Raw genomic sequence first — 11,210 nt, 5'->3', positions numbered from 1 at the left:
ATCAGTCCAGCATTTTCGGATTTTTCGCCGCGGTGTGTTTGTCGGGCGTGCTTTCCTTTTACATGGTCTACACGCCGGGCACGCTGTATCTGAAACTGGACGAGCGCATGTTGAAGGGCGTTGTTTTCGGCCACCTGATCGTGCTCGTGGTCTATTGCGCCGTGCGCACCAATGGGATCCATTGGGAATCCATCCAGTATTTCGAGGCGGGCCTGGAGTATTACTGCACCATCGGCCTGTCGCTCGCGCTATTGGTCGGCGCATCGCCATGGCCAAGCAGAGCGCACCGCAACCGCTATCTGGCCTTGTTTATCGTGCTGGCGGTATTGGCGAGCCTGGGCTACCTGTTCCTGGACCTGAAAGTCATCGCCAGCATACTGTTGTGCTTTTTTGTCCTGCTGGTGCTCGAATGGATCGTCTATCTGGGCTTCAAGACCAATATGCTGATCGGCGCCGGCGCACTGGGCGCGTCCCTGTACGCGATTGCGGTACTGCTGGAAAAATACAGTTCGCTGATTATCCTGTCGGGCAGTTAGCGGGGCACTGCGGGGCGGCCGGCGCGGGCGCGCATTTCGCGTCAGGTCTCGCCCTCAGCAGGCCGATATTGGCCGGGATCCTCTTTGGATGGCCCGCCTTTCAGCCTGGTTTCCGGGACAGTGCGCAGAATGGCCTGTTCGGGCGACTTGTCGCCGCCCTCGGGATTGCTTATTTGCGCGCCGGATCCCAATGCTCGACGATTTTCCCGTCCCTGATGCGGAACATGTCGAACCAGGTGGTGGTGTATTTTTGGCCAGCGGCGGCAGGGTCCGGATATTCCCTGACGAAACCAAGCATGACCAGGTCGCCCTCGGCCATGATCGTCACCAATGGCGCCTTGATGCTCGCTGCGATTGGTTTTACCTTCGAAAACCTGGAAAAGAACTTGACGAATCCCTCGCGGCCGCTGGGCACGGTGGGATTGTGCTGGATGTAGGAATCGACAAGGTATTTGTCCGCCAGTTCGAGGTGACCGGCTTCCAATACCTCGCGCCAGAAATCGTAGACAAGGCGTTTGTTGGCGGCCAGTTTGGGATCCGGGCTTGAAAGCAGTTGGGCGTGGTCGGCCGTGGCTTGCACAGGGTCCTGAGCCGAGGCTTGCAGTGGCAGCGCGAATGCGCATGCCGCTACCAGCGAAATGAATGCCTTGTTCAATCGATGCTCCTGTTCAGAAAATGCGGAGCGCCCGTCAGTTTCCGACCGCGGCGACACCAGCGACGAACGCGAGATTGCGCTCATGCGGACTAAAGTTTAATCCAGGAAATGGTCACGGTGTGCTTTAAACGATGCATATACCCTTCGTGCCGAAGGGGCCGGCACGACCGCGCCCCACGTCGATCTGCGGGGTCTTGAAACGAAAAAAAGGGAGACAATCTCATGTCTCCCTTCTTTTTGTACGGAATATTGGTGGGCCTCCCGTGAGTCGAACACGGCACCAACGGATTATGAGTCCTTAGCATTACGCTACAATACGCAACTATACCCATATGAAACAAATACTTAGGCTTCATCGTCCACCAATGCACCAATGTCATCTAACTATGCTGTTGAACCTTTGTTGAACTTTGTAAAGCAAATCGACCGCCTCAGCTGGATAACATCGTCGCTTGCCGGGACGCCCGGCCAAAACGCTCCTACGAGTCCCCAGGACACAGGGAGTTCCATCCCTTCGGACGGAATCTTGACATTCGTCAAAACTTGAGCCGCCCCCATTCTCAGTAGTCGCCACCCCGCATTTACCAATGATTGGGCTTGAGGATCGGCTTCTTTCTAGTGGCAATTTTTTCTGGCAATTGGGCGTTGCAGAGTTGATCGTCAACAATATTCGCCAATGTCCAATGTGCATGGTTGGCCAACGAGCCGCTAGCACGGCGGTGTGCACTTGCGCCCGGTACAGGTGGGTGAATCGGCATTACAACACCAATCATTATGTGCGGAAAATCTTGCCTGATCGCAGCAAGTGCAGGCTCGGCATCGCTATCGTTAGAGACCAAAATTATGCGGTCAAAATGACCTTGACATGCATCTCTATATAGGGATATTGCCAAGTTAACATCTGTCTTTTTTTCTTCCAGCTTCCAGACCCGGACACGATTCGTTCGATCATATGGCTCGCCTGCTACGAAAGCTGGCAGCAAGGCGCCGTTCTTGTCAAAAGAATGATTACCATGAATCGCCTCAAAACGTTCGCCATGGATCGCTTTCAACGCCCGTTGATAAGCAGACTGTGCTTCTACCGAAGCCGCGCCATGAGTCGCGAAGGTAGCCAGCGCCGGGGCGGTGAAAAGCTTGACTCGCACCAGTTTCTCGTTCTGATCACGTTGAGCAAGCAACGTGTCGAAGAACTGCACTAAGTCAAGCCACTTAAACTGTGTACCTCGCAGTCGGCCATAGTACAAATTGTATCCATCAATGTAGACGGCAGTTTTTATTGCGGCGTTTTCGCTTGTCGACACAACCGTATACATTCTTTCAGATGTGAAAAAGCCGCCCATGTGAGCGGCTCTTCCGTCCCAAGCAAGAGCCAACTAAATGACGTCGCGAGGGATGAGTGGTTATTGAATTATGCCATATGTTGACGGCTTCGTCAACATCTACTGAGCAGTGCCTGCCAGCTACACTGGACGGAGCGTGAAGAATCCCAGATCATCAACTTTTACGTATTTTTTGTCATTCTGAGACACCCTCAACTTGCCAAAAACCAATGCATATGCTCCTGCGAGGTCTTCCTCATCAGCGAGATTAAATCGCCCATATAGTTGACGCACCAGTACGTCGCCCACAACTAAACTTACATCACCTTTGCCGCCAGAATTGAGCCACAGTGCACCACCTTTCCCCATGCTGGCATTTGCGACCATTCCCCAATAGCCACGATATTGGCCGTCATGCGAAGGTAAAGTTGATGCAAACGGAACAAAGAAATCTGCGACAGTGAACTCCCCAACTCCTGAGATTTCCAAAAGCTGCCGTGAGGTCCTGAACTGTTCAGACGCGACAAGATTGCGCAGGATCGTGCTAAGACGACGGTGCATCGTAGCGTCTGGTCGATGCCCCCCACCCACATATCTACCGCCTCGACCTCCAGGGTTTGCAACTGCATCTGGATCGTTATGCCGCTCATTTTCCTGAGCGCCAAACGTGAAATCAACAACTATACGTTGCCCTGGGTTATCAAGAATATCTTGATCCTCACCTTGCCCATCATCATTTCTTTCATATTCTGGCGCGGCCAAAGTACATCGAGGTTCGTGCGGACGTGCCCCAAAACATGCCGCTTGCCCACTCCTTGCAGCCTTCCGAAAAAACGATGGCCCGCGACATTCAGAACAAACCAAGAATTGCCGCTTTTGCGCAAGCTCATTTGGCGGAAGCGAGGCAAAACGAGTTGCTCGATAAACCACATCATCCAACGTACAGCGTGCTACGTCCATCAGCGCTCTCCCAAGAAAAATGTGCTTCATACAGGCGTGCCGCCAGTTACGTGTGCCTATCGACCGGCGCAAGATGGGGCGAAGCAGAAGCATTACGTGTCACTCAGAGTCCCAGCGGCGTCATCCAGTTCGTTCAAGCAAAATCAAGCAAGGCTCGCGGCGTCCCGATCACAAAAGACCTCGAAGCCGCTTTCAAAAAGCACTACACCGCGCATAGCGGTCATGAAGACAATGCCGAGTCCGACGACGAGAAAATTTTCTCAACCGCTTACAGCGCGTTCAGGGATGGTCTGAAACGATCCGAACTGAACTGAAGCTGCCTGCCGGTCAATTGACACATACCCTGCGGCACACATTTGCAAGCCACTTCATGATAAATGGCGGCAACATATTGGCGCTACAAAAAGTGCTCGGCCACCAAAGTTTGGCAATGACGATGCGCTACGCGCACTTGCCCAAGCATCCTCAGGAAACGCGCGTCTGTTGAACCCGATCACAGCGCTAAGTCTTGGTTGAACGGTCCACGAAACTATCGCCCCTACATTCCCCCTGATCGCTGCGGCCCTTTGCAAAAATTTGCTGCGCTTCCTGCATGCGGCCACGAAGTGACCGAGAAAGTATTACCCGCTCAGATGGCGCAGCTTCACGAATTGCTTGCCGAGTCTCCCAGATTTTCTTATGACGACTATTTGGCAAACATACCTCGTCAGCTACGACCACAGCCCCCGTTACCATTTTTGGCGAATCGGCTGGAAACGTCTTAGTTTTTGATTTTTTTGTTTTCAAACCATGTTGTCTAATCACCTGGCGCACGTCAGCGAGTATGCTTTTGCTGACAGATGGGCCGGAGAGCGTAATATCATCTACATAAAGAGACATACGACTGGCAGTGCTATTGGCGATTACTGAAACAGAATCAAACATTGACCGCGCGGCAAAAAATGCCACCCTGCCACTAAGAGAGCTTCCAGTTGGAAGGTGAGCTTGTCGGTAGCAACAGATATCGGCAAGAATATCGGCAACATCATTGGCGCATTCAAAATCCCCCGAGAACATGCGCCATACCATTTGGCGCGTGGTACTGGGGTAAAAACTTGATATGTCAGTTTTTCCTAGAGGGTAATTCCCTGTGTGATATTTCGCATTATCAACATAGGAGCGCCCCTTTTTTGAAAACACATATTCCGGCAACTCGATCCGAGCAAGTAAATTACCGATACGTTTATGTACGTAAGCAAGCCATTTGAGCGGCTGTTGAATTTCCCGCCCCTTCGCATTGATCCAAACTCGATAATTATCAGGCGACAGCAAGCGATCTAGTTTAGTGACGTCAATGCCAAGTACCGCCTCAAGTTTGCCGAGCCCTACAATCTTGTAGAGTGGTGACTGATTCAGCGGATACAGACATTTAGCCATGTGTTACAGCGTCTCGTTCATCAATCCATTCCAACAGCCGCAAAATCTTGTCGGCAGCGGCAATGCGAAGCTGCTCACCGGTTGTCTTATCGCTGCTCATTTTTTCCGAGAAAAGCATTATCGACGACACTGGCATCTTGAAAATCTCTGCATACTTTCCCAACAAATCAACGCTAGGAGTTTTCACACCAGTTTCGATTTCGCTCAGATATGAATTAGAAACACCGAGGCGCTTAGCCAACTCAATTTGCTTGATTTGGTGATAAGTCCTTAGCATTTTCAGTGCTCTATTTATCATGATCCACTTTCCTTAAAAATAAGAGAGGTGCTGGCTCACTTGAAGTGGTCAATAGCACGGGCGAGCAGATTAATCAGATTCAAGGCGAATGATGCAATCTTGAACGTTTCTGGACGCCTGAGCCATGACTTGGCTTTGTTTACCAACCCCCGCCGCTTGGAGGCTTTAAGGTCACGCATGGTGATCTCCTCGGTTATGCCGTCAACACAATTGCCAACGGCCGTCGTTCATAACCAAGCAGAGCTAACGGCGAGTTTCCCTCTCTTACCAGTAACGCATGTCCGGTGTCGTTCCGGACATGCTCGTACTCGACACCACATCATCGTTCAGATACGCGTTGCTACGGCGACATGCGCGAGACACGAGATAGAGCCTTACGGCGCCACAAGCTGCCGAAGCAGCCCACAAAGTACGACGGTTGTACTCTGCTAACCTCAAGATTGACTATACGAACTATTCCCACTAAAAGCAAGAAACATTTCGCTACTAGCGAAATTAATTATGAAAATTTGAAATGCGCTTGAAATGCGCTTAATGGTGACAACTCAGGACGTCAAAACTCAGTTGAACCTCCGTCGAACCTTTAACTCAAACAAGGTAAAAAAAGGGGTCGCGAAAAATCGCAACCCCTTGTTTTTACCGAGTAAATTTGGTGGGCCTCCCGTGAGTCGAACACGGTACCAACGGATTATGAGTCCGCTGCTCTAACCAAGCGTGAGCTAGAGGCCCGAAATCGGTGCGACGGGGATGCTGACACGGCCATCAAAAGAAAAGCCTCCCGTCACAAAGTGGCGAGAGGATATGGCTTTTCGCATCAGCCCGTCAAGGCTTAATTACCTTCCAGGAAGCTCTTGAGCTTGTCGGAGCGCGATGGGTGACGCAGCTTGCGCAGCGCCTTCGCTTCGATCTGGCGGATCCGCTCGCGCGTGACGTCGAATTGCTTGCCCACTTCTTCCAGGGTGTGGTCGGTCGACATCTCGATGCCGAAACGCATGCGCAGCACCTTCGCTTCGCGCGGCGTCAGGGAGTCCAGGACATCCTTGACCACACCACGCATCGAGGCGTGCAGCGCCGCGTCCGATGGCGCCAGGGTGTTGTTGTCTTCGATGAAGTCGCCCAGGTGGGAATCGTCATCGTCGCCAATCGGCGTTTCCATCGAGATCGGCTCTTTCGCGATCTTCATGATCTTGCGGATCTTATCTTCCGGCATTTCCATCTTGATCGCCAGGGTCGCCGGATCGGGTTCCGCGCCGGTTTCCTGCAAGATCTGGCGCGAGATGCGGTTCATCTTGTTGATCGTTTCGATCATGTGCACCGGAATGCGGATCGTGCGCGCCTGGTCGGCGATCGAGCGCGTGATGGCCTGGCGAATCCACCACGTTGCATACGTGGAGAACTTGTAGCCGCGGCGGTATTCGAACTTGTCCACGGCTTTCATCAAGCCGATATTGCCTTCCTGGATCAGGTCGAGGAATTGCAGGCCGCGGTTGGTGTACTTCTTGGCGATCGAAATTACCAGGCGCAAGTTGGCCTCGGTCATTTCGCGCTTGGCCTTGCGCGCCTTCATTTCGCCGGCCGCCATTTGACGGTTGATGTTGCGCAAATCCGGCAGCGGCAGCACCACGCGCGCCTGCAGGTCGATCAGGCGTTGCTGCAGTTCCTTGATCGTTGGAATATTGCGGCCGAGGATGGCGGAGTAAGCATGGCCGGCATTGACTTCGCCATCGACCCATTCCAGATTCGTTTCATTGCCCGGGAATACCTTGATGAAGTGGGCGCGCGGCATGCCGCACTTGTTCACGGCCACGTCGAGAATCTGCTTCTCGATATGGCGCACTTCATCGACCTGCCCGCGCAGGGTGTCGCACAGCTTCTCGACCACCTTGGCGGTGAAGCGGATGCCGAGCAGCTCGTTGGAAATCGATTCCTGCGCCTTGACGTAGGCTTTCGAGTTGTAGCCATCTTTCTCGAAGGCCTTGCGCATCTTGTCGAACTGCACCGAGATGATGTCGAACTTTTCCAGCGCCTGGTTTTTCAGCGCTTCGAGCTGTTCGGCCGAGAAACCCGCAGCGCCGGAAGCGTTGTTCTCTTCTTCCTCTTCCTCTTCTTCCTCGTCGGCCTCTTCCTCGTCTTCATCCTCGTCGGTGGCGACCGGCGCCACGACAGGCTCGAGCGGTTCGTCCGGGTCGACCATGCCGTCGACGATCTCGTCGATCTTGATTTCGTCGTTCTGGATGCGGATCGCGGCGGAAATGATTTCGGCGATCGTCACCGGGCAGGCGGAAATGGCCTGGATCATGTCCTTGAGGCCATCTTCGATGCGCTTGGCAATCTCGATCTCGCCTTCGCGCGTGAGCAGCTCGACCGAGCCCATTTCGCGCATATACATGCGCACGGGATCGGTGGTGCGTCCGAAGTCGGAGTCGACCGTCGACAGCGCCGCTTCGGCCGCGGCCTCGGCTTCGTCATCGCTGGTGACCGTGGCGACATTGTCCGACAGCAGCAAGGTCTCGGCATCGGGCGCGTGTTCGTAGACCGCGATCCCCATGTCGTTGAAGGTGCCGATGATGCCTTCGATCGCTTCCGGATCGACGATATTTTCGGGCAGGTGATCGTTGATTTCGGCGTAGGTGAGGAAACCGCGTTCCTTGCCGAACTTGATCAGGGTCTTGAGCTTTTGACGGCGGCGCTCGAGTTCTTCCTCGGTCGCTTCGGTATCCGACGAGAACGCGTCTTTCAGCAGGGCCTTTTCCTTGGCCTTGCGGTCCTTGGCCTTGGCCTTGTCGACCGCTTTCAGCTCGGCCCGCTCGACCGCGTTGAGGGCGGCCACTTCATCGTTCTCGGGCTGGAATTCTTTCGGCTTGCGCCCGCGCCTGCCCGGTACCTTGACTGAGGGCAGCACGTAACCGGACGTGTCGATCGCGGCCAGCGCGGCGGCATCGGTGGTCTGGCTGACGACAGGCGTGGCGCTCGTACTCGTACTCGTACCCGAACTTGTACTCGTGCTCCGCGTTTCCGCCTTGTCTTGCGCTTTATCCGCCTTGGCAGACATTCTCGTTGGCTTATCAGCCGTTTGGGTTTCAGGTTTCTTGATTGGCACAGGCGCTTTCGATGTCACAACGACTAGCTTTATGGTGGATTAAGATAAAGTTTGTTGCCGGCCTTTTGGGCCCTACGTCCCGAATCGGCCCGCAGACCGCTCCGGCATTGCTGCACTCATAACACCTTTACATCACCTTACGGGCACGACCCGCGCGATTTCGGCAGTAGTCTACTGCAAACAACGGCGGTTGGAGGCGCGAGCCGTGTGTGGTTGAAAAGCAAACCGATGTTTGCCATCGACCGCGCAGCGCGCCGTCGCAACCAAAGCTGGCCCTGGCCGCCGACGCCCACCATCTTTGCGCCGATCAAGAGCCTAACTCACTGAAAGAAATACAACTTACGGACAACGAAAAAATTTCTGCGAACACAACACTTATCGTTTTATTATAGCACGCAGTCCGTCTTTTTCCAGTGCCAAACGCCCCCTGTACCGGACCCCGATTTCATCCTTTGCGAGGGGTCTATGTTGGCGCGCCTTCATCCTCCAGACGCTTTTGCTCCGCCATGATTTCGCGGTACCGCACACCCACCTGATCTGAGGTCAGCCCGGCGGAAAACAACTGGGTCAGCTCTTGTTTAAGCGCTGCAAGTTTGATCTGCCTCACAGCGCCGATGAGCCACAATTTCACGCTGTCGAAGTCCGATTCCGGCTCCGAGGCAATTTCGGCCACCAGGCCATCGTATTCGTTGCTCGTATCCTTCAGATGCTGGGACAAGGCGGCAAAGCTGCCGTTCGCCCCCAGCGCCTGGCCGCAGGCGACCAGGTACAGCAGGCGCTCGGCCGCGTCCGGGCCGAAGTGGCTGAACGCGGCCAGGGCGGCCTCGTCCAGCTCCAGGCTGAGCGGCGGATGGGCCACCAGATGGCGCAGGATCTGCAATTCCAGCCCCACCGGCTCGGGCCGGCCCTGGCGCGGCGGCGCCCGGCGCGCCACCGACACCGGCTTGGACAGCTCGAACAGGGCTTCGATCTCGGCCGGCGTGGACTCGGTCATGCTGGCCAGGCCGCGCACGATCTGCAGGCGCAGGGAACTGGGCGTCATCGATTGCAGCAGCGGCTTGGCGTCGAACTGGACCCGGGCCCGCCCTTCCGGCGTGGACAAATCGTGCTCGGCCGACACTTCGCGCAGCAAAAATTGCGACAACGGCATCGCTTCGTGAATCTCTTGCTCGAACACATCGGCGCCGAATTCGCGCACGAAGCTGTCCGGATCGTGCTCGGCCGGCAAAAACAGGAACTTGATGATCTTGTTGTCGCTCACCTGCGGCAGGCAGGCTTCGAGCGCGCGGCGGGCGGCGCGGCGGCCGGCCTTGTCGCCATCGAAACTGAAAATCACGCTATCGGTCTGGCGCAGCAACTTTTGCACGTGGGTACTGGTGCACGCCGTGCCGAGCGTGGCCACCGCTTGGGGAAAACCGAGCTGGGCCAGCGCGACCACATCCATATAGCCTTCGGTCACCAGCACGTAGCCGGCGTCGCGGATGGCCTGGCGCGCCTCGAACAGGCCGTACAGCTCCAAGCCCTTCTGGAATAGCGGCGTTTCCGGGGAATTCAGGTATTTCGGCTCGCCCTGGTCGAGCACCCTTCCGCCGAAGCCGATCACCTGGCCTTTAGTGTTGCGGATCGGGAACATGATGCGCTCGCGGAAGCGGTCATAGCGCTTCTTGTTGCCGCCGTCTTCGTCGACTTTGTCGATCACAAGACCGGATTCGACCAGCGCCAGCACCTCGTAATCGGGGAACACGGTGCGCAGGTTATCCCAGCCGGACGGGGCGTAGCCCATGCCGAAGCGGGCCGCCACTTCGCCGGTCAGGCCGCGGTTTTTCAGGTAGGCGATGGCATTCGTGGCGCCGCGCAACTGGCCGCGGTAATAGTCGCAGGCCTGGGTCATGGCTTCGGTCAACGCCAGCGCCTGGGCCTGGTTGGCGGCGCGCTGCAGCGGCGGGATCTTGTCGTCCGCATCCGGCACGACCATGCCGACACCCTGGGCCAGGTCCTTGACGGCATCGATGAAACCCATGCCGGAATACTCGATCAGGAAGCCGACCGCGTTGCCATGCGCGCTGCAACCGAAGCAATGGTAAAACTGCTTGGTCGGGCTGACGGTGAAACTGGGGGATTTTTCGCTGTGAAACGGGCACAAGCCCATGAAATTGGCGCCGCCCTTCTTCAGCTGGACGTAGCGGCCGACCACATCGACGATGTCGATGCGGTTGAGTAAATCGGTCAGAAAGGATTGTGGAATCACGTGCGATGAACAGTCTTTGTGTCAGGTCAGACTATACCGCCGCGCCCGCCACAGATTTGATCTGCGACAAGACGCGGGCGCGTCGCCTTGGCGCTTCGCCTTGGCGCGTCGGCTTGGCGCGTCGGCTTGGCGCGTCGGCTAGCCGACGCGGCTTCCGCGAGAACGTTCCGTGGAACGCTCCGCAGCACTATCAGGCGGGCGCGAGCGCCTTCTTGATCAAGCCCGAAACGGCGCTCATGTCGGTGCCTTTTGGCAGTTTTGCCTTGAGCAGGCCCATGACCTTGCCCATGTCTTGCGGACCGGCGGCGCCCGAGGCGGTCACGGCGGCGGCAACTTCGGCGGCGATCTCTTCTTCCGACAGGCCCGCTGGCATGTAGGCGACAAGGATGGCCAGTTCGGCTTTTTCGATGTCGGCCAGGTCGGCGCGGTTGCCCGCTTCAAACTGGGTGATCGAATCCTTGCGCTGCTTGATCATTTTTTCGATGATCGCCAGGGTTTGCTCATCGTCGAGCTCGATGCGCTCGTCGACTTCGCGGCGCTTGATCTCGGCCAGGATCAGGCGGATCGTGCCCAGCTTGGCCGCTTCTTTCGCGCGCATCGCCGTTTTCATGTCGTCGGTAATTTGTTCTTTCAAGCCCATGGCAATCCTCGTTTAGATAAATGATGAAATAGCAAGTA

12 protein-coding genes and 1 tRNA gene are annotated in these 11,210 nt (G+C 55.8%); 3 read left to right on the top strand and 10 right to left on the bottom strand.

Going from position 1 to position 11,210, the window contains the following annotated elements; genetic code table 11:
* Positions 1-536: hypothetical protein (locus RBA41_RS31090; protein WP_306628218.1), on the top strand; the 536-nt coding region annotated here is incomplete at its 5' end.
* A 169-nt stretch (positions 537-705) separates the two neighbouring features.
* On the opposite strand, the gene RBA41_RS31085 is transcribed toward RBA41_RS31090, so the two are convergent.
* The 3 genes from RBA41_RS31085 to RBA41_RS31075 form a co-directional block, all read right to left on the bottom strand.
* Positions 706-1,275, bottom strand: a complete 570-nt coding sequence (locus tag RBA41_RS31085; protein WP_306628217.1) for a nuclear transport factor 2 family protein — start codon at positions 1,273-1,275, stop codon at positions 706-708.
* Between the two features lie 497 nt (positions 1,276-1,772).
* Positions 1,773-2,531, bottom strand: coding sequence for an NYN domain-containing protein (locus tag RBA41_RS31080; protein WP_306628216.1), 759 nt, complete (start codon positions 2,529-2,531; stop codon positions 1,773-1,775).
* A 120-nt stretch (positions 2,532-2,651) separates the two neighbouring features.
* On the bottom strand, positions 2,652-3,272 hold the full coding sequence (locus RBA41_RS31075; protein ID WP_306628215.1) for a hypothetical protein: 621 nt from the start codon (positions 3,270-3,272) through the stop codon (positions 2,652-2,654).
* Between the two features lie 74 nt (positions 3,273-3,346).
* Between RBA41_RS31075 and RBA41_RS31070 the strand changes: the two genes are divergently transcribed.
* Entirely contained in the window at positions 3,347-3,784 is a 438-nt protein-coding gene (locus tag RBA41_RS31070; RefSeq protein WP_306628214.1) for a site-specific integrase, read from the top strand.
* A 56-nt stretch (positions 3,785-3,840) separates the two neighbouring features.
* Positions 3,841-3,957, top strand: coding sequence for a hypothetical protein (locus RBA41_RS33530; RefSeq protein ID WP_374709624.1), 117 nt, complete (start codon positions 3,841-3,843; stop codon positions 3,955-3,957).
* Between the two features lie 14 nt (positions 3,958-3,971).
* Here RBA41_RS33530 and RBA41_RS31060 read toward each other — a convergent pair whose 3' ends face one another.
* The 7 genes from RBA41_RS31060 to RBA41_RS31030 all read right to left on the bottom strand — a co-directional run bounded on the left by RBA41_RS31060 (position 3,972) and on the right by RBA41_RS31030 (position 11,172).
* Positions 3,972-4,886: a reverse transcriptase family protein gene (locus RBA41_RS31060; protein WP_306628213.1), complete on the bottom strand. Its 915-nt coding sequence runs from the start codon at positions 4,884-4,886 to the stop codon at positions 3,972-3,974.
* Positions 4,879-5,184: a helix-turn-helix transcriptional regulator gene (locus tag RBA41_RS31055; protein ID WP_306628212.1), complete on the bottom strand. Its 306-nt coding sequence runs from the start codon at positions 5,182-5,184 to the stop codon at positions 4,879-4,881. The genes RBA41_RS31060 and RBA41_RS31055 overlap by 8 nt, the downstream gene beginning before the upstream one ends.
* A gap of 35 nt (positions 5,185-5,219) precedes the next feature.
* Complete coding sequence (locus RBA41_RS31050; protein WP_306628211.1) at positions 5,220-5,363, bottom strand: hypothetical protein; 144 nt, start codon at positions 5,361-5,363, stop codon at positions 5,220-5,222.
* Between the two features lie 471 nt (positions 5,364-5,834).
* Positions 5,835-5,913, bottom strand: a tRNA-Ile gene (locus RBA41_RS31045).
* A 100-nt stretch (positions 5,914-6,013) separates the two neighbouring features.
* Positions 6,014-8,236: an RNA polymerase sigma factor RpoD gene (rpoD, locus tag RBA41_RS31040; RefSeq protein WP_306628210.1), complete on the bottom strand. Its 2,223-nt coding sequence runs from the start codon at positions 8,234-8,236 to the stop codon at positions 6,014-6,016.
* 511 nt (positions 8,237-8,747) lie between these two features.
* Positions 8,748-10,532, bottom strand: coding sequence for a DNA primase (gene dnaG / locus RBA41_RS31035; protein WP_306628209.1), 1,785 nt, complete (start codon positions 10,530-10,532; stop codon positions 8,748-8,750).
* Between the two features lie 190 nt (positions 10,533-10,722).
* Positions 10,723-11,172 (bottom strand): GatB/YqeY domain-containing protein, encoded by a 450-nt coding sequence (locus RBA41_RS31030; protein WP_306628208.1) that lies wholly within the window; start codon positions 11,170-11,172, stop codon positions 10,723-10,725.
* Positions 11,173-11,210: the final 38 nt, after the last annotated feature.

Origin of the sequence: Massilia scottii, assembly GCF_030846495.1 — a bacterium.
GTDB lineage: Bacteria > Pseudomonadota > Gammaproteobacteria > Burkholderiales > Burkholderiaceae_D > Telluria_A > Telluria_A violaceinigra.
This window is presented reverse-complemented; position numbering and strand designations above follow the sequence as displayed.